Raw genomic sequence first — 20,070 nt, forward strand, 5'->3', positions numbered from 1 at the left:
TGCCATGCCCGATCTCGACGCCGCCGCGCAGTTCGTCCACACCCACGGCCGCCTGCTCGAACGGCGACGCTTCGAGCACCGCTACGGCGGCGCGCCCGATGCCGCCGCGGTCCTGCGTGCCGTCGAGGCCTACAGGAACGCCGACGGCGGCTTCGGCTTCATGGAGCCCGACCTCCGGACGCCGGCCAGCCAGCCGTCGGCGGTCCTCTACGCCTTCGAGGTCCTCGAGGAGATCCCGGGCCAGGCGCCGAAGGCGCTCACCGACGGCGCGCTCGACTGGCTGACCACCGTCACCAACGACGACGGCGGCATCCCGTTCGTGCTGCACACCGCCGAGGGCTACGCGCACGCGCCGTGGTGGGCGCCGCAGCCCGATCCGCCGTCGTCGCTGCTGATGACCGCGGGCGTCGCGTCGGTCGCCTACCGGCTCGGCCTCGACCATCCCTGGCTCGGCCCGGCCACCGCGTACATCTGGGGTGCGATCGCCGACCTGAAGCTGAGCGACCCCTATGCCTTCCGGTACACGATGCACTTCCTCGACGCCGTCCCCGACCGGGCGCGAGCCGACGCGGAGATCGAGGTCTTCCGGGATCGCATGCCGGCCGACGGCGTGCTCAAGGTCGAGGCGGGCGTGGAAGGCGAGGCGCTCGGCGCGCTCGAGGTCGCGCCGCGCCCCGACCACGCCGGCCGCCGGCTGTTCCCGGACGCGCTCGTCGAGCGCGAGCTCGACGAGCTTGCCAACGCCCAGAAGCCCGACGGCGGCTGGGACTTCGGCTGGGCCGCCTGGAACCCCGCGGTGGCCTGGGAGTGGCGCGGCATGGTCACCCTCTCCGCGCTGAGCACCCTCAAGGCCTACAACAGGCTCTAGCCCGCCGCCTCCAGCGTCGCCAGCTCCTCGTCGCTCAGCGTCAGCTCCGCCGCCGCCACGTTCTCCTCCAGGTGCGCGACCGAGCTCGTGCCCGGGATCGGCAGCATCACGGGGGACTTGGCCAGCAGCCACGCGAGCGCGACCTGGCCGGCCGTCGCGTCGTGGGCCCGCGCGATCGCGTCCACGGCGCCGCCGGGCTTGGCCAGCTCGCCGGCCGCCAGCGGGAACCACGGGATGAACCCGATGCCCTGCTCCTCGCAGTAGGCGAGCACGTCCTCGGACTGGCGATTGGTCAGGTTGTACAGGTTCTGCACGGTCGTGACCGTGAAGACCTCCTGGGCCGCCTTGATCTCGTCGACGCTGACCTCGCTGAGCCCGAGGTGCCGGACCACGCCGTCGTCCTGCAAGGCCTTCAACTCGCCGAACTGCTCCTCGTGCGAGGTGCGCGGGTCGATGCGGTGCAACTGGTACAGGTCGATCACGTCGACCTTCAGCCGGCGCAGCGACGTCAGCGCGCACTGGCGCAGGTACTCCCACCGGCCGACCTCCTTCCAGACGCCCGGCCCGTGCCGGGTGAAGCCGCCCTTGGTCGCGACCGTCGTCCCGTTCGCGGCGTACGGCGCCAGCGCCTCGGCGATGTAGTCCTCGCTGAAGTACGGCCCGTAGGAGTCGGCCGTGTCGATGAAGTCGACGCCCAGCTCGGGCAGCCGCCGCAGCACCTCGAGCACCTTGTCGTGGTCCTGCGCCGGCCCCCAGACGCCGTCCCCGACGATGCGCATCGCCCCGTACCCGAGGCGCGTCACCTCGAGGTCGCCGCCGATCTTGAAGGTGCCGGACGCCGCTGCGGAGATCGAGGCCATGCGCTCGACGCTAGCGCGCCGGGAGCCCGACCTCGCGCCGCAGCGCCGACCAGGCGTCCTCGCGGTCGCGCACCTCGATCAACCGGCGGTGCACGACGCCGACGAACGCCTCCGTCGAGCCGTCGCCGCGGACGTCGACGCCCGCGCGCAGCCGCCCCGGACCGCGCAGCTCGCCGCGGACCGCGACCTGCTGCGCCGGCTCGTAGTCGCGCCCCAGCGCGCGCTCGACCCGCGGCGCCCGGCGCAGCTGCGTGGCATCCGCGCGCAGCTCCGTCTCCAGCGCGTCGACGGCCTCGGCCAGCGTCGCGAAGCCGCGCTTCTCGGGCTTTCCGCGGCGGCGCAGGACGATGGTGAACGGCGACGACGGCAGGCCGCGAAGCCTACGCGGCGACGAGCGGCGCGACCATCTCGTCCACGCCGCGCTCGCGCGTGAACGACAGCTGCGAGGAGATCTTCGCGAAGAGCCGGTGCGCGGCCTGGTTGGTCGGCAGCATCGAGGCCGTGAAGCGCTGCACGCCGCGCTCCCGCGCCGCGTCGGCCAGCGCGCGGCCCAGCGCCGTCCCAACGCCGCGGCCCTGAAGGTCGTCGGCGATCACGATGGCGATCTCCGCGTCGCCCGGAGCGTCGCCGTCGCGCACCCAGCGACCGACGCCGACGACGACGTCGGGCGCCTGGGCCAAAACGGCGACCAGGGCGTGGTGGTCGACGAAGTCGACCTCGGTCAGGTACGTCAGCTCGCTCGCCGACAGCCGCGGCTTCGGCGACAGGAACCGCTGGTAGACCGACCGCTCGGACAGGCGCCCGAGGCCGGCGACCAGCGCGTCCTTGTCCGCCGGCCTGATGCGGCGGACGAGGAGCTCGGGCACTGCGGCTGAGGGGCGTAGCGTCATGCAACGGACATGCTAGGCCGCACCCACCGCAAGTCTGTGCGGCCGGTCACGCACGCTCGCGCGCGCCACCGGCCGCCAGACGAAGGACTACTCGCGGTCGCCGATCCCGACGTAATCGCGGGTGCGCTCGCCCGTGTAGATCTGGCGCGGGCGCGCGATCTTCTGCTCCTTGTCCTGCACCATCTCCAGCCACTGGGCGATCCAGCCGCTCGTGCGCGGGATGGCGAACATGACGGGGAACATGTCCATCGGGAGGCCGAGCGCCTCGTAGATCAACCCCGAGTAGAAGTCGACGTTCGGGTACAGCTTGCGCTGGACGAAGTACTCGTCCTCGAGGGCGATCTTCTCGACCTCGAGCGCGATGTCGAGCAGCGGGTTGACGCCGGTGACCTCGAACACGTCGTTCGCGGCCGCCTTGATGATCTTGGCCCGCGGGTCGTAGTTCTTGTAGACGCGGTGGCCGAAGCCCATCAGGCGCTCGTTGCCGTCCTTCACGCCCTGCATGAAGTCCGGGATGTTCTCCTTGTTGCCGATGCGCTTGAGCATCCGCAGGACCGCCTCGTTGGCACCGCCGTGCAGCGGGCCGTAGAGGGCGGCGACGCCGGCGGCGACCGCGGAGTACGGGTCGACCTGCGAGGAGCCGACCGCGCGGACCGCGTTGGTCGAGCAGTTCTGCTCGTGGTCGGCGTGCAGGATGAACAGGACGTCGAGCGCGCGCTCGAGCCGGGGGTCCGGCTCGTACTTCAGCTCGGTCATCTTGTACATCATGCTGAGGAAGTTGCCCGGGTACTCCAGATCGTTGTCCGGGTAGTAGTAGGGCTGCCCCATGATGTGGCGGTAGGCGAAGGCCGCCAGCGTCGGCATCTTGGCGATGAGCCGGATCGTCTGGATCATCCGGTTCTCGGGATCGCTGATCTCGTTGGCGTCCTTGTAGAAGGTCGACAGCGCGCCGACCGACCCCACCAACATGCCCATCGGGTGCGCGTCGTGGCGGAAGCCGCCGACGAACTCCTTCACGTTCTCGTGCACGAACGTGTGGACGGTGATGTCGTGCTTCCACTGGTCCAGCTGCGGCTGCGTGGGCAGCTCGCCGTAGACGAGCAGGTAGGCGACCTCGAGGTAGGTGGACTTCTCGGCCAGCTGCTCGATCGGATACCCGCGGTACTCGAGGACGCCGTTCTCGCCGTCCAGGTAGGTGATGGCCGAACGACACGACGCGGTGTTGGTGAACGCCGGGTCGTAGGTCATCAGGCCGAAGTCGTCGTCAGAGGTCTTCATCTGACGGAAGTCCATGGCGCGCACGGTTCCGTCGGTGATCGGAACCTCGTAGGTCTGACCGGTCCGGTTGTCGGTGACGGTCAGGGTGTCGTTGCCGGAGGCGGCTACGGCGCCGCCGTCCTGCGTCTGCGTCTCGCTCACGATCGGGTGCCCTCTCTCGGGTAAGGGGATCGTCTCTGCATACTAGTGTCCGCGCGCCCTCGGGGACCCACTCGACGCCCCGGCGCTCGGCTCAGCGACGGTCCCAGCGGTCGCGGGCCCGCTCGCCCGCCCGCTTGGCCCGGCGCGCCGTGGTGGTGTTGCCGAGGACGCGGGCGATCCGCGACCCGCGGTCGACCAGGTGCGCGGCCTTCTCGGCCGCCGGGAACGTGGTCGTCACGAACCGCTCGGCGATCCGGGCGACCTCCGGCGCGTCCAGGAAGCGCAGGCCGTCCGGCGTGTCGACGTCGATGCCGTCGAAGATGTGCTCGCGCTTGGCCTCGTGGGCGCGGCGGACCGTGCCGAGCTCGACGCCGTCGGCGCTGCGCACGGTCGTCCCGCGCCGCAGCACCTGGTAGCTGATCGCGTGGCCGTCGTCCTCGAGGTCCGTCACGCGCGAGAACGCTACGCGGTGATGACCGCGGTCGCCATCGCGGCGGCCACGAAGAGCGCGGTCAAGGCGATGACGCCCCGCTTGGCGCCGACGGTCGCCGGGAAGGTGGCGGACGCCATCCCGATGCCGGAGAGCACCACGGCCCACACGGCGAGGAGTCCGCCGCAGATGTAGAACGCGGTCTTCGAGGACTCCTCGACGCCCTCTTCCGCGGCCAGCACCAACCCGATCAGCGCGTGCATGGCGCGACCTTATCCGAGGTGGCGCCCGCGTGTGCGAGGTACTGTTTGGGCATGCCCCATCTGCGTTCTCGCACGGTCACGCACGGACGGAACATGGCGGGCGCTCGCTCGCTCCTGCGGGCGGCCGGCGTAGAACGCGAGGACATCGGGCGCAAGCCGATCATCGCGATCGCCAACAGCTACACGCAGTTCGTCCCCGGGCACACGCACCTCAGCCCGGTCGGCCGGGTCGTCTCCGACGCCATCCACGCGGCCGGCGGCATCGCCCGCGAGTTCAACACGATCGCGGTCGACGACGGCATCGCGATGGGCCACGACGGCATGCTCTACTCGCTGCCGTCGCGCGACCTGATCGCCGACTCGGTCGAGTACATGGTCAACGCGCACTGCGCCGACGCCATGGTCTGCATCTCCAACTGCGACAAGATCACGCCGGGGATGCTCAACGCCGCGCTGCGGCTGAACATCCCGACGGTCTTCGTCTCCGGCGGCCCGATGGAGGGCGGCCAGGCGACGCTCGTGGACGGGACGGTCCGCAAGGGCCTGAACCTCGTCACCGCGATCGCCGACGCCGTGGCCGACACGGTCTCCGACGACGACCTCGCCCGCATCGAGGAGGCCGCGTGCCCGACGTGCGGCTCCTGCTCGGGCATGTTCACGGCCAACTCGATGAACTGCCTGACCGAGGCGCTGGGCCTGGCGCTGCCGGGCAACGGCTCGACGCTGGCGACGCACACCGCGCGCCGGGAGCTCTACGAGGCCGCCGGGCGCACGGCGGTCGAGCTGTGCACCAGGTACTACGACGGCGACGACGCGACGGTCCTGCCGCGCGCGATCGCCACGCGCGACGCGTTCGAGAACGCGATGACGCTCGACGTCGCGATGGGCGGCTCGACCAACACCGTGCTGCATCTGCTCGCCGCCGCCCAGGAGGCGGGCATCGACTTCACGATGGGCGACATCGACGCGATCTCGCGCCGCGTGCCGTGCGTCTGCAAGGTCGCGCCCAACGGCACGTACCTGATGGAGGACGTCCACCGCGCCGGCGGCATCCCCGCGATCCTCGGCGAGCTGCACCGCGGCGGCCTGCTCCACGACGGCGTCACCGCGGTCCACGCCGGGACGCTGAGCGGGTGGCTGGCGACGTGGGACGTCCGCGGCGGCGACGCGTCGGACGAGGCGATCGAGCTCTTCCACGCCGCGCCCGGTTGCCGGCGCTCGGCCGAGGCGTTCTCGCAGTCCGAGCGCTGGGACACGCTGGACGTCGACGCGGCCGAGGGCTGCATCCGCGACGTCGAGCACGCCTACACCAGGGACGGCGGCCTGGCGATCCTGTACGGGAACGTCGCGGTCGACGGCTGCGTCGTCAAGACGGCCGGCGTCGACGAGTCGATCTGGACGTTCTCGGGCCCGGCCGTCGTGGTCGAGTCCCAGGAGGCCGCGGTCGAGGCGATCCTCGGCGACCGGATCAAGCCGGGCGACGTGGTGGTCATCCGCTACGAGGGCCCGCGCGGCGGCCCGGGCATGCAGGAGATGCTGTACCCGACGAGCTACCTGAAGGGCCGCGGCCTCGGCGCCGAGTGCGCGCTGATCACCGACGGGCGCTTCAGCGGCGGCACCTCGGGCCTGTCGATCGGTCACATCTCGCCCGAGGCGGCGTCCGGCGGCGCGATCGCGCTGATCGAGGACGGCGACACGGTGCACATCGACATCCCGAACCGCACGCTCGACCTCGCCGTCACCGACGCCGAGCTCGAGGACCGCCGGGCGCGCCTGGAGGCCACGACGGGCTACAGGCCGGCCGCGGACCGCCCGCGCCAGGTGACGCCCGCGCTGCGCGCCTACGCGGCGATGGCGACGTCGGCCGACAAGGGCGCGGTCCGCGACGTCTCGCGCATCGAGGCGCTGCAGGACGCGGCGACGCGCTCGGTCGAGCCGGCCTAGCGCGCGACGCGCCTGGCGCGCGCGACGATCGTCGTGCGCGTCCGCGGCGGGGCCGATGGCACCGGCGAGCCGTGCGGGCCGCGGTGGCGCGGGAGGCGCGGGGGAGCGGGACGGCGGCCGCCGTCGTGGGGGTACACCTTCGTGCCCCCGTCACCGCCGTCGGAGCCGACGTCGGGCTCGGTGTCCTGATGCACCGCCCACCACACGAGGTAGAGCAGGGCGGCGAGCGGGATCTTGAGCACCAGCATCAGCCAGATCAGGCCCCAAGTCATGGTGAGACAACGCTACCCGCGCGGCGGGTCGCGCAGGGGTTTTCGTGCGCCCGGTTGTTCGCGCGTCGTCGCGGCTAGCGCCGGCGGGACCGCGCGCGGGCCTTGGCCTTGGCCTTCGCGCGGGCCTTGGCCTTGGCGTGGGCGCGCGCCTTGGCCTTCTTGCGGGCGGCCGCGGCGCGCTTCTTCCTGGCGGCGGCCGAGAGCTTCTTGCTCTTCTTCTTGATGGCCTTGCTGGTCTTCTTCGCCTTGGACTTCGGCGCCGCGGTCGCGGCGTAGGTCGACAGCGCCTCGGCCGGCGGGTTCTTCCAGGCGCCGGCCGGGATCACGGTGCGCAGCGCGGCGCCGGCGTCGATCGCGCCGTCCTGCACCGGCAGGCCGCTGTGGCGGACGCCGGCCAGGAGCGCGTTGCGCAGGCCGTTGGCGTCGAGGTCCGGGCGCGCGGCGGCGAGCAGCACGAGCGCGCCGGTGACCTGCGGCGCGGCCATCGACGTGCCGGTGCGCCACTCGTAGCCGCCGCCCAGCGCGGTGGAGAGGATCTCCTCGCCGGGCGCGGCGACGTCGGCGCCGGGGCCGTAGTCCGACACGCTCGACAGGCCGCCGGCGCGCGTGGTCGCCGCGACGCCGAGCACGTTGTCCTCGCCGTAGGCGGCCGGGTAGGTCGGGGCGGCCGCGAGGTCGGCGCCGTCGTTGCCGGCGGCGACCACGACCAGGACGCCGCGGGCCTGCGCGTACTGGATCGCGCCCTCGAGGTCCGGCGTCGAGGACGGCCCGGCGAGGCTGAGGTTGACGATGCGCGCGCCGTTGTCGACGGCGTAGCGGATGCCCGACGCCACGCCGGCCGTGGTGCCGCGGGCGGCGGCGTCCAGGACGCGGACCGCCATCAGCTTGGCGCGCCAGGCGACGCCCGCGGTGCCGATCCCGTTGCCGCCGCGCGCGGCGACGATGCCGGCGACGTGCGTGCCGTGGCCGTTGCCGTCCTGCGGCGTGCCGTCGTTCTCGACGAAGTCGTAGCCGTGGACGTCGTCGACGTAGCCGTTGCCGTCGTCGTCGACGCCGTTGCCCGGGATCTCGCCCGGGTTCGTCCACAGGTTCGGGACGAGGTCGGGGTGGCCGAGGTCGATGCCGGAGTCGACGATCGCGACGGTCACGTCGGCCCCGGTGGTCTGGCGCCAGGCGGTCTCGACGCCCATCGGCAGGTCGCCGTCCAGCGCCCACTGCTCGGCGGCGCGCGGGTCGGACGCCGCGGCCTGCGCGGTGTGGGCCTTGACGCCGTGGCCGAGCGTGCGGGCGAGCGGGGCGGCGCGGGTGACGGTGTGGTCCGGCCGGCCCGCCAACCCATCCGGCGCGCCGATCCCGGCGGCCGACGCACCCGCGACGGGGGCCAGCGCCAGGGCGGCGAGCGTGGATGTGGTGAGCAGGGCGAGTGCGCGGGGAACGAGCAGCGGCATCCGGCCTCCGTGCCGGCGTGAAGTCCGTCCGCGGCCTTCCGTGGCGGCGCGGACACTCCCTGGGTCGGCCGCCGCGCCCGGCCCGCGCACACGGTTGGCCGGACGTCCGATCGGGCCGCTCGCCATATGTCCAGAGGGCGACGCGTTCGCTCAAGGCCTATAAGATCGGCGGACGATGCTGGACACGCTCGCAGTGCCGATCGCGCAGGCCCCGATGGCCGGTGGGCCGTCGACGCCGGAGCTGGCCGCGGCGGTCGCCAACGCCGGCGGGCTCGGGGTCGTCGCCGCGGGCTACAAGACCGCCGACGGGCTCGCGCACGACCTCGCGGCCACCCGCGGTCTGACCGACGGGCCGATCGCGGTCAACGTGTTCGCGCCCAGCGGGGCGCCTGCCGATCCCGCGGTGGTCGCGGCCTACGCCGCGCGGCTGGAGCCCGAGGCGGAGCGGGCCGGCGTCGGGCTCGGGACGCCGCGCTTCGACGACGACGATTACGCCGCGAAGCTCGCGTTGCTGGCGCGTGAACCCGTCGCCGCGGTGTCGTTCACGTTCGGCTGCCCGGCGCCGGAGGCGGTCGCGGCGCTCCAGGCCGCCGGCAGCGCGGTGTGGGTGACGGTGACCGACCCCGACGAGGCGCGCGAGGCCGCGGCGGCGGGCGCCGACGCGCTCGTGGTCCAGGGCGCGGAGGCCGGCGGCCACCGCGGCGCGTTCGTCGACCGCGACGACCGCGTGGACTACGGGTTGTTGTCGTTGTTGGCCCTGGTGCGTGACGCCGTGGACCTGCCGCTGGTCGCGACCGGCGGGATCGCGACGGCCGCGGGCGTCGCGGCCGTGCTCGCCGCGGGCGCGCGCGCCGCGCAGGTCGGCACCGGCTTCATGCTCTGCCCGGAGGCCGGGACGTCGGCCGCGCACCGCGCGGCGATCGAGGACCCCAACAACGTCACCGGCCTGACCCGCGCCTTCTCCGGCCGCCTGGCCCGCGGGATCGTCAACCGCCTCCAGCGCGAGCAGACGGCCGCCGCGCCGATCGCCTACCCCGAGATCCACCACATCACGGCGCCCCTCCGCGCGCACGCGCGCACCTCCGGCGACGCCGACCTCATCAACCTCTGGGCCGGCGAGGCCCACGCCCTCGCCCGCGCGCTCCCCGCCGCCGAGGTCGTCGCCCGGCTTACGCCCTGAGCGCGACCGGGTCGACCGTGAAGGCCGTCATGCGCTGGAGGTCGGCGACGCGCTGCTGGATCTCGTCGGCGGTGAGGCGCTCGACGCGCTCGGTGCCGAACTCCTCGACGTTGTAGGACGCCAGCGCGGTGCCGTAGGCCATCGCGCGGGACAGCAACGTGTGGTCGATCTCCTCGTCGGGGTGCGCGGCGACGTAGCCGACGAAGCCGCCGGCGAAGGTGTCGCCGGCGCCGGTCGGGTCGATGACCTCGCTCAGCGGGTAGGCGGGCAGCGCGAAGAAGTCGTCGGCCGTGAAGAGCGCGGCGCCGTACTTGCCGAGCTTGGCGACGACGGCCTTCGGGCCCCAGGACAAGATCTCCCGGGCGGCCTGCTGGAGCGTCGGCTTCTCGGTCAGCTGCTCGAGCTCCTCGTCGTTGAGGATCAGGCAGTCGACGGTCCCGATGACCTTCTTCAGCGACGCGTTGGCGATCTCGATCCAGAGGTTCATCGAGTCCATCGCGACGAAGCGCGCCTTCGTGCACTGGTCGCGCACGTGGAGCTGGAGGTCGGGCTGGATGTTGGCCAGGAACAGGACGTCGGCGTCCTGCGAGGCGTGCGACAGCTTCGGCTCGAACGACTCGAAGACGTTGAGGTCGGTGACCAGCGTGTCGCGCTGGTTGAGGTTGTCGGAGTAGACGCCCTTCCAGAAGAACGTCTTGCCGCCGGGGACGACCTCGACGTCGTCGGTCACCGTGCCGCGCGTGCGCAGCGAGGCGAGCGACTCCTCGTCGAAGTCCTCGCCGACGGGCCCGACCGGGCGCACCTCGTCGAAGAACGAGGCCGCGAGGGCGAAGTGGGTGGCGGCGCCGCCGAGCATCCGCTCGCGCTCCCCGAAGGGCGTCTTGACGGCGTCGTAGGCGATGGATCCGACGACAGTGAGGCTCATACGGCGGGGGAGGGTACCCATGCGCCGAGGTAGATTGCCGCGCGATGCGCGCGATCCAGCAGGTGGAGTTCGGCGGCCCCGAGGTCCTGGAGCTGGTCGAGCTGCCGGTTCCGGAGCCGACCGAGGGCCAGGTCCTGATCCGGGTCAGCCGCGCCGGGCTGAACTTCGCCGACACCCACCAGCGCGAGGACGAGTACGTCCAGAAGCAGGCGCTGCCGCTGATCCCGGGCTCCGAGGTCGCGGGCGTCCGGACCGACACCGGCGAGCGCGTGGTGGCGCTGGTCGGCCACGGCGGCTACGCCGAGTACGCGCTCGCGCCCGCCGACCGCGTCTTCCCGATCCCGGACCGCCTGGACGACGGCACGGCGCTCGCGCTGCTCCTCCAGGGCCTCACCGCGTGGCACCTGTACCGGACCTGCGCCCGGCTGAGCGGCGAAGGATCGGAGTCGGTCCTGGTCGTCAGCGGCGCGGGCGGGGTCGGCTCGCTCGCCGTGCAGCTGGCCAAGCCGCTCGGCGCCGGGCGCGTGATCGCGACCGCGTCGTCGCCCGAGAAGCGCGACCTGTGCCTGGAGCTCGGCGCCGACGCCGCGATCGACGGTGACGCGAGCGACCCCGAGCTGCTGCGCAACCGGATCATCGGCGCCAACGACGGCCGCGAGGTCGACGTCGTCCTGGAGATGGCCGGCGGCCCGCTGTTCGACGTCGCGCTGCGCGCGATGGCCGACATGGGGCGGTTGGTCGTCTACGGGATCTCGTCGCGCGAGCAGAACGAGGTCCGCACCGGCCGGCTGCTCAAGCGCTCGCAGGCGATCGTCGGCTTCTGGCTCTTCCACTACCTGGAGCGCCCGGAGCACCTACGTGCGCCCCTGGCCGAGCTGTTCGCGCTCGCGGCGGCCGGCGACGTCCGCGCGGTCGTCGGCGAGACCTACCCGTTGAGCGACGCGCGGCGCGCGCAGGAGGATCTCAGCGCCCGCCGGACGCGCGGCAAGTTGCTTCTGGACCCCAGCGGGTAGCCCCGCCCCGGGCACCCCGACCCATGGCGACGCCGGCCGACATCACGCTCGTCACGATCTCCGCCTCCTACGGCGCCGGCGGCAGCGTCGTCGGCCCCGCGCTGGCCGAGCGCCTCGGCGTCCCGTTCGTCGACCGCGCCGTGCCCGCCCGGATCGCCGACGCGCTCGGGATCTCGCACTCCGCCGCCGAGAAGCTCGACGAGGACGTCGAGCGCGGCCTGGACCGCGTCCTCGCCCACCTCGCGCCGATCGGCGAGTACTACGGCGACGTCGACCCCGACCTGCTCAAGCGCAGCTCGCACCACGAGGCGGCCGAGCAGGCGATCCAGGAGCTGGCCGCCGCCACCGGCCGCGCCGTCGTCCTGGGCCGCGCCGGCGCCGTGGTCCTGGCCCGCGACCCGCGCGCACTGCACGTCCGCCTCGACGGGCCGACGCCGGCCCGGATCGAGCAGGCGATGCGCATCGAGTCCGTCGACCGGGAGACCGCGCAGCGCCGGATGAGGAAGACCGACCGGGCCCGCGAGGCCTACGTCCGGCGCTATTACCGCTGCGACGCGCGCGACCTCGAGCTGTACGACTTGGTCCTCGACTCCACGCGGCTGGAGCTCGACGTGTGCGTCGAGGTGATCGCGGCCGCCTGCACCGCGTCGGCTATGCCGCCTTCGACGGCTCCGGCAGCTCCTGGGCCATGAGCGACGCGAGCTGCGTGCGCGAGCGCAGGTCGAGCTTCCGGTAGATCTGCGACAGGTGGTACTCGATGGTCTTCGGTGAGAGGAACAGCTTCGCCGCGACCTCGCGGTTGGTCATGCCGTAGGCGACCAGGCGCGCGATCTGGAGCTCGTGCGCCGTCAGCTCCTCGAGGCCGGCGGCCGCCACGGCCTCCTTCTCGGCGGCGTCGCCCCCGGCCGCCGCGCCGCCGGTGGCGCGCATCTCGACGCGGGCGCGGTCGGCCCACGGCGCCGCGCCGAGCCGCTCGAAGGCGTCGAGCGCCGCGGACAGCTGCTCGCGCGCGTCGGCGCGCCGGCGGTCGCGCCGCAGGCGCTCGCCGTAGGCCAGCTGCGTGCGGGCCTTCTCGAACGGCTGGCCGTCGTGCTCGTGGTGGCTGAGCGCGGTCTGGAAGTGGTGCTCGGCGGTCTTGTCGGCCAGGATCCCGCGGCAGCGGGCCAGCGCGCCGAGCGCCCAGCGCCCGCCGCCGAGGCGATCGGCGAACTCCTCCAGCGCCTGGAACGCGTCGTCGGTGCGGCCCAGCCGGGCCAGCGCCTCGACGCGATCGGCGCCGTACTGCACGACCCCGCGCTGCGTGTGGAGCTTCTGCGTGAAGCGGTGGACGCGGTCGTACAGCTCGGTCGCGGCCTCGACCTCGCCGGCGCCGAGCGCGTCCAAGGCCATGGCGTTGAGCCCGTAGACCGCGATCGCCGGCCCGTTGAGCAGCTCGGCGATCTGCACGGACTCGCGGCCGTGGGCGCGCGCGTCGTCGCGGCGGCCCATCGCGGCCTCGACGTGTGCGAGCACCGCGAGCGAGAACGTCAACAACGGCTGGAGGTTCGTCTCGCGCGCCAGCCGCGCCGCCTCGGACGCGTCGGCCAGCGACGCCGCCCAGTAGCCGCGGCGGAAGTCCAGGATCGCGTGCGCGGCCAGCGGGTAGATGATGTGGTTGATCGCGCTGGCCTCGCGGGCAAGGCCTACAAGGTGGTCGAGGACGCCGGTGGCGCGGTCCCAGCGCTCGTACCAGATGGCGCACTGGCCGGCCATGCCCACGAGCTCGGACGGCATCGTCAGCACGTACTCGCTGGTCAGGAACGGCATCGCCGGATCCAGCAGCGCGTCGGCCTCGTCCTCGTGGCCCAGCGCGGCGTGCGCCTCGCCGACCAGGACGCCGGACAGCACCTCGACGACCGGGTCGGAGATGTCGTCCCGCCCGGCCAGCAGCGCTCGCGCGCGGTCGCCGGCGGCGATCAAGGCCTCCATGTCGCCGGTCATCATGTGGGCGACCGCGGCCTCGACGAGCAGCGACGCTGCCGCCCCGGGGTCCTCGTCCTGGATGCGCTCGGCCTCGGCGACCAGGAGGTCGTGCGCGGTGACCGGCGCGCCGCGGCGCATCTCGACGCGGCCGCGCACGCGGACGATCTCGGTCACCAGCGCGCTGCCGGGGATCAGGTCCTGCGCGAGGTCGACCAGCGCCAGCGCGTGGTCGGCCTGGCCGACCTGGGCGAAGTCGCTGGCGGCCTCCAGCAGCCGGCGCGCCCGCGCCTCGTCGTCGGTGGACAGGTTGGCTGCGCGCTCGTAGGCGCGGGCGCCGGCCGCCACGCCGCCGCGGGCCCGCGCCTCGGACGCCGCGAGCTCCAGCGCCGCCGCGACCTCCTCGTCGGGCGCGTCGGCCGCCGCGGCCAGGTGCCAGGCGCGGCGGGCGGGCGCGGTCGCGACATCGGCGAGCGTGGCGTGGACCGAGCGGCGCTGCACCGGATCGGCCGCGTGGTAGACCGCCGAGCGCAGCAGCGGGTGGAAGAAGTCGACGCGCCCGTCGATCGCGATCAGCTCGGCGCTGATCGCCGGGTCCAGCGCGGCGGCCGCCAGCCCGCGCGCCTCCAACGCCGCGACGAAGAGGTCGTGGCGGCCGGTCTGCATCGCCGCGGCGACGAGCAGCGCCTCGCGCGTCTCGGGCGGTAGGTCGGCGAGCTGGCGGGCGAAGGCCTCCTCGATCCGGTCGCCCGCGGCCACCGGGCCGGCCAGCGGCTCGCGGCCGGCGAGCTGCTCGGCGCTCAACGCGCGCGGGATCTCGGTCAGCGCGAGCGGGTTGCCGTGCGCGGTGGCGACGAGGTCGGCGGCGACCGCGTCGGAGACGCGGTGCTTGGACTCGCGGCGCAGGAGCTCGGCGGCGTCGCCGTCGTCCAGCGGCGCGGCCGCGAGCTGGTCGACGCCCGCGAAGGCGTCGACGACCTCGCGCACCTCGCGCGACGCGCAGAGCAGCACGACGCCCTCGGCGCCGAGCCGGCGCCCGACGAAGATCAGCGCCTCGCGCGACGCGTCGTCGAGCCAGTGGACGTCGTCGGCCAGGACGACGTAGGGCTTGTCCTCCGCGGCGGCGGCCAGGAGCGAGAGCATCCCGGCCGGGACGGCGAAGCGGTCGAACGGCGTGGGCGGCTCCAGCGCCAGCGCGCTGCCCAGCGCGCGCGCCTGGACCTCGGGGATCCGGTCGCGCAGCGGCAGCAGCGGCGTGAGCAGCTCGAGCAGGCCGGCGAACGGGATGTCGGACTCCGACTCGAAGCCGCGCGTGCGCAGGACGCCGTAGCCGAGCGCGGTCGCCTGGTCCAGCGTGGCGCGCAGCAGCGCCGACTTCCCGATGCCCGGCTCGCCTCGCAACAGGAGCGCGGCGCTGGTCCCATCCTGCGCCGCGGTCAGCAGGTCTTCGATGTGCGCGAGCTCGCGCTGGCGGCCGAGAAGCAAGGTGGTTCGGAGGGGTGACGGGCCCGGCATCCTGCCGGCGCAGCCCAATCATGCCACGGCGCACTACCCTCTTGGGGTACATGACCGCCTTCGCGGACCTCGGCCTGAGTGAGCCGACCCTCCAAGCACTGCAAGACGTCGGCTACGAGCAGCCCAGCCCGATCCAGGAGCAGGCCATCCCGATCCTCCTCCAGGGCGAGGACATCATCGGCCAGGCCCAGACCGGATCCGGCAAGACGGCCGCCTTCGGCCTGCCGATCGTCGAGCACGTCGATCCCACCGTCGGCGAGGTCCAGGCGCTCGTCCTGACCCCGACGCGTGAGCTCTGCATCCAGGTGACGCAGGCGCTGCGCACGTACGGCGCGCGCAAGGGCGTCGACGTCGTCGCCGTCTTCGGCGGCGCGCCGATCCGCAGCCAGCAGGCGCAGCTGCGCGCCGGCGGCCACGTCGTCGTCGGGACCGTCGGGCGCGTGCTCGACCTCCTCAGCCGCGCGTCGCTGCACCTCAGCGACTGCCGCTTCGTCGTCCTCGACGAGGCCGACGAGATGCTCGACCTCGGCTTCCTCGAGGACGTCGAGAAGATCCTCAAGCTCTGCCCCAACGGCCGCCAGACCGCGCTGTTCAGCGCGACGATGCCGCCGCCGATCCGCGAGCTGGCCGACCGCTACCTCTACCACCCGCAGACGGTGAAGGTGAAGTCGGCGAACCTGACCGTCGACACCGTCGAGCAGTTCCGGCTCGAGGTCAAGACGGCCGACAAGCCCGAGGCGCTCGTCGACGTCCTGGGCAAGGAGCGGCCCGACCAGGCGATCGTCTTCACGCGCACGAAGATCCGCGCCGACCAGCTGTACAAGAAGCTGCGCGACAAGGGCATGAACGTCAAGGCGCTGCACGGCGACATGTCGCAGGGCCAGCGCGACGGCGTGATGCTGTCGTTCAAGGGCGGCCGCGTGCCGATCCTGGTGGCGACCGACGTCGCCGCGCGCGGCCTGGACATCTCGACCGTCACGCACGTCGTGAACTTCGACGTCCCGACGTCGCCTGACGTCTACGTGCACCGCATCGGCCGAACTGGCCGCGTCGGCCGCAGCGGGCGGGCCATCACCTTCGTCGAGCCCAAGCAGCAGAAGGAGCTGCAGGCGATCGAGAAGCACGTCGGCATGGAGCTCAAGCCCTGGGCGCCGGGTGCGCACGCCGTGCCCGCCAAGCTCGAGGAGAAGCCGAAGCGCCACACCAAGCCGCAGCTCTCGCGCAACGGCGCCGAGGAGTACCGGCGCGTGCTGGCCAGCGGCGGCAGCGCCGACGGCCTCGAGGTCGCCGACGTCATCCACGCGGTGACCAGCGCGGCCGGGCTGGACGGCGAGGCGGTGCGCGACGTGCGCCTGCTGGAGCGCTTCACGCTGTTCTCGGTGCCCGACAGCGAGGCCGAGCGGATCGTGGCCGCGGTCGACGGCAGCTCGCTCGGCGGGCGCCCGCTGCGCGTCGAGCTCGCACGAACCTGAGCAAGGACCGCAACCTAAGTGCCCCGAAAGCCGTTCGGGGTATGGTGAGGACCTGTAGATGACGCTGCTGCTCAAGGACACCGAGACGAAGACGGACGCGCCCGAGGGCGAGGCGCCCCCCGAGGCGGCGCCGGCCACCGCCGTGTGTCCGAAGTGCCAGGCGCCGGTCGAGCCCGGTCAGGACTGGTGCCTGAACTGCGGCGAGGCCCAGGCCTCGCGCCGCGTGACGCTGCCGGGCAAGCGCGCCGCCGCGACGGTCCTCGCGCTGACCACCGTGCTGGTCGGCGGCGCCGTCGCCGCGTCCTACGCCGCGCTCAACGACGGCACCGCGACGGGCACGACGCCGACGCAGCTCGCGCAGGCCCCCGCGCCGGCGCCCGCGCCGACGGCCGCCGCGCCCGCGCCGACCCCCGATCCTTCCGCCGCCGCGCCGTCGTCGACGCTGCCGCCGGACGCGACCACGGACACGACGCCGCCGCCCGCCGCGTCGTCCTCGCCGCCCGCCAGCGACACGCCCGCGACGCCGACCCCGACCCCGACGCCGTCGTCCACCGGGTCCTCGTCCGGCACCGCGACCGGCGACGACAGCAGCAGCAAGGGCACGGGCAAGGACACGACCGCCGACACGCGGACGTCCACGACGCCGGCCGAGACCGAGCCGGTCGCGATCAAGCTCGACGCGTCCGCCGCGGCGCTCTACGACCCCTTCAAGCGCGACACCGCCGCCGGCGACCCGACCAAGGCGCTGGACGGCGACCCGGGCACCTCGTTCCCGGTCACCGTCGCCCCGGGCAGCCAGCAGATCGGCGCCGGCCTGACCGTCGACCTCGGCGAGAAGCGCGGCGTCCGCGAGGTCGACGTGACGACCAAGACGCCGGGCTTCAAGATCGAGATCTACGCCACCGACGAGACCGACCTGCCGCCCGACGTCCTCGACACCCGCTGGGCGCACCTCAAGGACGTCACCGGCGTCGGCACCGACACCGACGGCAAGGAGATCGTGTCGCTCGGATCGGGCACCTCCAAGTACCGCCACGTGCTCCTCTGGTTCACGGCGCCGCCGACGGACGGCTCGACCGTCCGCATCTCCGAGCTGAAGATCCTGGGCTAGCTCGCTTCTGCGGGCCGCCTCGCCGCGCCTGACGGTCGCCGACCCGCTTCACGGGCTGGCGCCCGCTGACGCTGGGAGGGCGACGTCAGCCACGACGATCCGGGCCGCAGAACCGGCTAGCACGGTGACGTCGCTGCGGTCCCCGACGGTTCGAGCGCGCCCAGCGTCACCGACGAGCTCGGGTGTCGGGGGGGACCAGCCGCGCCCGACGCGCGCCTCGCCATCGATCGTCATCTCGTACCCGTGCCGTTCGTCAAGTCCCACCGGTCCCGCTGGGGTGTTCGACGCTCGCTAGGCTCAGCCCATGTCTACCGCCACGATGACCACCAGCGAGGGGCCGATCACGATCGAGCTCTTCGACGCGGACGCGCCGAAGACCGTCGCGAACTTCAAGAAGCTCGCCGGTGACGGCTTCTACGACGGCCTGATCTTCCATCGCGTCATCCGCGACTTCATGATCCAGGGCGGCTGCCCGGAGGGCACCGGCACCGGTGGCCCGGGCTACACGTTCGAGGACGAGTTCAACCAGCACAAGATCGTGCGCGGCGCCCTGGCCATGGCCAACGCCGGCCCGAACACCAACGGCTCGCAGTTCTTCCTCGTCACGACCGGCGAGGCGCCGTGGCTCGACGGCAAGCACACGGTCTTCGGCCAGATCACCGAGGGCCTGGACGTCGTCGACAAGATCGAGGCCAAGCCCACCGACGCCCGCGACAAGCCCGCCGAGGACGTCACGATCGAGTCCCTCACCATCACGGAGTAGCGGGGTCCGCGCGAGCGGCTCCTTCGCGAGGGAAGGCCGGACCATGGGTATAGTGGTCTAGACCACATGTCCGGCCTTCCGTCTGTCTCCTTGAGTGCTTCGCGACTGGGCGTGCGCGCCGCGCTGGTCGACGGCGAGCTCGTCCCCGGCGACGTCGTCGTCGCGGATGGGCGCGTGCTGGAGGTCGGCGCGTCGCCGGCGCCGGGCGGCGGGTCGGGGATCGCGGTCCCGGGCTTCCTCGACCTCCACATCAACGGCCTGGTCGGCGTCGACTTCCTGTCGACCGACCTGGACGGCTACCGCGCGGCCGGCGCCGCGCTGGCGGCCACGGGCGTCACGGGCTACCTGCCGACGTTCATCACCTCGCCGCTGGGCGACTACGACGACGCGCTGCGCGCGGTCGGCGCCGCGGCGTCCGACGAGCTGGCCGGGATCGGCGCGCGCGTCCTCGGCGTCCACCTCGAAGGCCCGTACCTGTCGCCGCGCTGGCCGGGCGCGCACGACCCCGAGCAGCTGCGCACGCCCGACGTCGACGAGGCGCTCGGCCTGTGCGACCGCGGCCCGGTGCGGATGATGACGCTCGCGCCCGAGCTGCCCGGCGGCCTGGACCTCGTGAGCGCGCTGACCGCCCGCGGCATCGTCGTCTCCTGCGGCCACACCGACGCCGACGCGGCCACCGCCAACGCCGCGTTCGACCGCGGCGCCCGCGCGATCACCCACCTCTACAACGCCCACCGCCGCTGGGCGCCGCGGGACCCCGGCGTCGGCGGCGCCGCGCTCGTGCGCCCCGGCGTGACCGTGCAGGCGATCGTCGACCACGTCCACCTCGCGCCGGAGGCCGCGTACGCCGCGTTCCTGACCGCGCGCGAGCGCTTCTCGCTCGTGACCGACGCGATGGAGGCCGCCGGCCAGGGCGACGGCACCTACCGCCTGGGCCGCCGCGAGGTCGCCGTCCACGGCGCGTCGGCCGAGCTCTCCGACGGCACGCTCGCCGGCTCGGTCCTCACGATGGACGCCGCCGTCCGCAACCTCCACGGCTGCGGCGCGACGCTCGCCGAGGCGATCTGGGCAGCGACCGCCGCTCCCGCCCGCCTCCTCGGCGACCCCGAGCTCGGCATCCTGCGCACCGGCGCCCGGGCCAACATCACCGTGTTGGACGACGACCTGGCCGTCGTGCGGACGCTCGTCGAGGGCGCCGAGCAGTTCGTGGCGATCGCCTAGCGCGATCCTGCGGCCCGCATCGTCGCGGCTGACGTCGCCGGCCCAGCGGCAGCGTGGGCCCGGGTCGCGATCGCGGCGCCTATGCACAGTGTTACTGTTTACTCGGTATCTCAGATAAAAAAGAGAAGCCGGCCGCGACCCGGGCTGGCTGCCCGGGACCGCGACCTTTCAGATCAGCCCAGCCTGTTGTGCGTCACCTTGAGCGCGAAGGCCGTCAGCGACTTGATGGTGCACTCGTCGTAGCTGCATCCGTCGGTGAGGCAGCGAACGCGCCAGTGGCTCACGTTGATCAGCTGGCAGTTGCACGCCTGCTTCACTGTGCGGTGGCGCACCGGTGTCGTCATGAAGACGCCGGCGACCTCCGCGAGGCTGATCAGGGCGAGCACGAGCCCCACGAAGCGCGGGGGCGCGCTCGAAGTCCTCCCGCGACTGGCGTCTGGTCCGTCGTTGTGCATGATCGATCCTTCCTTGACCTCGTGCCCCCTCGAAGCGTGCGTTGGTTAGTCGCACTTGGGGG

General features: G+C 73.2%; 19 protein-coding genes. 9 read left to right on the plus strand and 10 right to left on the minus strand.

From position 1 onward, the window contains the following. Positions 1-4: 4 nt before the first annotated feature. Positions 5-868, plus strand: a complete 864-nt coding sequence (locus tag DSM104299_RS03315) for a hypothetical protein (protein ID WP_272475869.1) — start codon at positions 5-7, stop codon at positions 866-868. Here DSM104299_RS03315 and DSM104299_RS03320 read toward each other — a convergent pair. The 5 genes from DSM104299_RS03320 to DSM104299_RS03340 all read right to left on the minus strand — a co-directional run bounded on the left by DSM104299_RS03320 (position 865) and on the right by DSM104299_RS03340 (position 4,730). After that, complete coding sequence (locus DSM104299_RS03320; RefSeq protein ID WP_272475870.1) at positions 865-1,728, minus strand: aldo/keto reductase; 864 nt, start codon at positions 1,726-1,728, stop codon at positions 865-867. The genes DSM104299_RS03315 and DSM104299_RS03320 overlap by 4 nt on opposite strands. A 380-nt stretch (positions 1,729-2,108) precedes the next feature. Beyond that, positions 2,109-2,618: a GNAT family N-acetyltransferase gene (locus DSM104299_RS03325; protein WP_272475871.1), complete on the minus strand. Its 510-nt coding sequence runs from the start codon at positions 2,616-2,618 to the stop codon at positions 2,109-2,111. A gap of 87 nt (positions 2,619-2,705) precedes the next feature. Further along, complete coding sequence (locus tag DSM104299_RS03330) at positions 2,706-4,037, minus strand: citrate synthase (protein ID WP_272475872.1); 1,332 nt, start codon at positions 4,035-4,037, stop codon at positions 2,706-2,708. Positions 4,038-4,128: 91 nt separating this feature from the next. Beyond that, positions 4,129-4,488 (minus strand): hypothetical protein, encoded by a 360-nt coding sequence (locus tag DSM104299_RS03335; RefSeq protein ID WP_272475873.1) that lies wholly within the window; start codon positions 4,486-4,488, stop codon positions 4,129-4,131. 11 nt (positions 4,489-4,499) lie between these two features. Then, positions 4,500-4,730 (minus strand): hypothetical protein, encoded by a 231-nt coding sequence (locus DSM104299_RS03340; RefSeq protein ID WP_272475874.1) that lies wholly within the window; start codon positions 4,728-4,730, stop codon positions 4,500-4,502. Positions 4,731-4,781: 51 nt separating this feature from the next. Between DSM104299_RS03340 and ilvD the strand changes: the two genes are divergently transcribed. Beyond that, on the plus strand, positions 4,782-6,674 hold the full coding sequence (ilvD, locus tag DSM104299_RS03345) for a dihydroxy-acid dehydratase (RefSeq protein WP_272475875.1): 1,893 nt from the start codon (positions 4,782-4,784) through the stop codon (positions 6,672-6,674). On the opposite strand, the gene DSM104299_RS03350 is transcribed toward ilvD, so the two are convergent. Then, positions 6,671-6,946, minus strand: coding sequence for a hypothetical protein (locus DSM104299_RS03350; protein ID WP_272475876.1), 276 nt, complete (start codon positions 6,944-6,946; stop codon positions 6,671-6,673). The genes ilvD and DSM104299_RS03350 overlap by 4 nt on opposite strands. 74 nt (positions 6,947-7,020) lie before the next feature. Next, positions 7,021-8,394: a S8 family peptidase gene (locus tag DSM104299_RS03355; protein WP_272475877.1), complete on the minus strand. Its 1,374-nt coding sequence runs from the start codon at positions 8,392-8,394 to the stop codon at positions 7,021-7,023. Between the two features lie 175 nt (positions 8,395-8,569). Between DSM104299_RS03355 and DSM104299_RS03360 the strand changes: the two genes are divergently transcribed. Next, a complete protein-coding gene (locus DSM104299_RS03360; protein ID WP_272475878.1) occupies positions 8,570-9,574 on the plus strand; it encodes a nitronate monooxygenase in 1,005 nt (334 codons plus the stop codon). On the opposite strand, the gene DSM104299_RS03365 is transcribed toward DSM104299_RS03360, so the two are convergent. Next, a complete protein-coding gene (locus tag DSM104299_RS03365) occupies positions 9,564-10,499 on the minus strand; it encodes a PfkB family carbohydrate kinase (protein ID WP_272475879.1) in 936 nt (311 codons plus the stop codon). The two genes, DSM104299_RS03360 and DSM104299_RS03365, sit on opposite strands and share 11 nt — an antisense overlap. A 44-nt stretch (positions 10,500-10,543) precedes the next feature. On the opposite strand from DSM104299_RS03365, the gene DSM104299_RS03370 reads away from it, so the two are divergent. Further along, a complete protein-coding gene (locus tag DSM104299_RS03370) occupies positions 10,544-11,512 on the plus strand; it encodes a quinone oxidoreductase family protein (RefSeq protein ID WP_272475880.1) in 969 nt (322 codons plus the stop codon). A gap of 23 nt (positions 11,513-11,535) precedes the next feature. Further along, positions 11,536-12,204 (plus strand): cytidylate kinase-like family protein, encoded by a 669-nt coding sequence (locus DSM104299_RS03375; RefSeq protein WP_272475881.1) that lies wholly within the window; start codon positions 11,536-11,538, stop codon positions 12,202-12,204. Here DSM104299_RS03375 and DSM104299_RS03380 read toward each other — a convergent pair. Next, positions 12,164-14,956, minus strand: coding sequence for a helix-turn-helix transcriptional regulator (locus DSM104299_RS03380; protein ID WP_272475882.1), 2,793 nt, complete (start codon positions 14,954-14,956; stop codon positions 12,164-12,166). The two genes, DSM104299_RS03375 and DSM104299_RS03380, sit on opposite strands and share 41 nt — an antisense overlap. 80 nt (positions 14,957-15,036) lie before the next feature. Here DSM104299_RS03380 and DSM104299_RS03385 point away from each other — a divergent pair, with 80 nt between their 5' ends. From DSM104299_RS03385 to nagA, 4 genes are all read left to right on the plus strand, one after another. Next, on the plus strand, positions 15,037-16,458 hold the full coding sequence (locus tag DSM104299_RS03385) for a DEAD/DEAH box helicase (RefSeq protein WP_272475883.1): 1,422 nt from the start codon (positions 15,037-15,039) through the stop codon (positions 16,456-16,458). A 58-nt stretch (positions 16,459-16,516) separates the two neighbouring features. Further along, positions 16,517-17,569: a hypothetical protein gene (locus tag DSM104299_RS03390; protein ID WP_272475884.1), complete on the plus strand. Its 1,053-nt coding sequence runs from the start codon at positions 16,517-16,519 to the stop codon at positions 17,567-17,569. Between the two features lie 304 nt (positions 17,570-17,873). Then, positions 17,874-18,332: a peptidylprolyl isomerase gene (locus DSM104299_RS03395; protein ID WP_272475885.1), complete on the plus strand. Its 459-nt coding sequence runs from the start codon at positions 17,874-17,876 to the stop codon at positions 18,330-18,332. 90 nt (positions 18,333-18,422) lie between these two features. Further along, positions 18,423-19,553 carry an N-acetylglucosamine-6-phosphate deacetylase gene (gene nagA / locus DSM104299_RS03400; RefSeq protein ID WP_272475886.1) on the plus strand — a complete coding sequence of 377 codons (1,131 nt, stop codon included), beginning with the start codon at positions 18,423-18,425 and terminating at the stop codon, positions 19,551-19,553. Between the two features lie 173 nt (positions 19,554-19,726). Here the strand turns inward: nagA and DSM104299_RS03405 are convergent, their stop codons facing one another. Further along, positions 19,727-19,939, minus strand: a complete 213-nt coding sequence (locus DSM104299_RS03405) for a hypothetical protein (protein ID WP_272475887.1) — start codon at positions 19,937-19,939, stop codon at positions 19,727-19,729. Positions 19,940-20,070: the final 131 nt, after the last annotated feature.

Origin of the sequence: Baekduia alba, assembly GCF_028416635.1 — a bacterium.
In the GTDB taxonomy this organism is placed as follows: Bacteria; Actinomycetota; Thermoleophilia; order Solirubrobacterales; family Solirubrobacteraceae; genus Baekduia; species Baekduia alba.

Excerpts from the sequence above, each read along its gene's own strand:
- DSM104299_RS03365 (WP_272475879.1), bottom strand. The coding sequence starts at position 10,499 with ATGAGCCTCACTGTCGTCGGATCCATCGCCTACGACGCCGTCAAGACG.
- DSM104299_RS03385 (WP_272475883.1), top strand. The coding sequence starts at position 15,037 with ATGACCGCCTTCGCGGACCTCGGCCTGAGTGAGCCGACCCTCCAAGCA.
- DSM104299_RS03315 (WP_272475869.1), top strand. The coding sequence starts at position 5 with ATGCCCGATCTCGACGCCGCCGCGCAGTTCGTCCACACCCACGGCCGC.
- DSM104299_RS03370 (WP_272475880.1), top strand. The coding sequence starts at position 10,544 with ATGCGCGCGATCCAGCAGGTGGAGTTCGGCGGCCCCGAGGTCCTGGAG.
- DSM104299_RS03355 (WP_272475877.1), bottom strand. The coding sequence starts at position 8,394 with ATGCCGCTGCTCGTTCCCCGCGCACTCGCCCTGCTCACCACATCCACG.
- DSM104299_RS03325 (WP_272475871.1), bottom strand. The coding sequence starts at position 2,618 with ATGACGCTACGCCCCTCAGCCGCAGTGCCCGAGCTCCTCGTCCGCCGC.
- DSM104299_RS03320 (WP_272475870.1), bottom strand. The coding sequence starts at position 1,728 with ATGGCCTCGATCTCCGCAGCGGCGTCCGGCACCTTCAAGATCGGCGGC.
- DSM104299_RS03375 (WP_272475881.1), top strand. The coding sequence starts at position 11,536 with ATGGCGACGCCGGCCGACATCACGCTCGTCACGATCTCCGCCTCCTAC.
- ilvD (WP_272475875.1), top strand. The coding sequence starts at position 4,782 with ATGCCCCATCTGCGTTCTCGCACGGTCACGCACGGACGGAACATGGCG.
- DSM104299_RS03340 (WP_272475874.1), bottom strand. The coding sequence starts at position 4,730 with ATGCACGCGCTGATCGGGTTGGTGCTGGCCGCGGAAGAGGGCGTCGAG.
- DSM104299_RS03395 (WP_272475885.1), top strand. The coding sequence starts at position 17,874 with ATGTCTACCGCCACGATGACCACCAGCGAGGGGCCGATCACGATCGAG.
- DSM104299_RS03350 (WP_272475876.1), bottom strand. The coding sequence starts at position 6,946 with ATGACTTGGGGCCTGATCTGGCTGATGCTGGTGCTCAAGATCCCGCTC.
- DSM104299_RS03360 (WP_272475878.1), top strand. The coding sequence starts at position 8,570 with ATGCTGGACACGCTCGCAGTGCCGATCGCGCAGGCCCCGATGGCCGGT.
- DSM104299_RS03390 (WP_272475884.1), top strand. The coding sequence starts at position 16,517 with ATGACGCTGCTGCTCAAGGACACCGAGACGAAGACGGACGCGCCCGAG.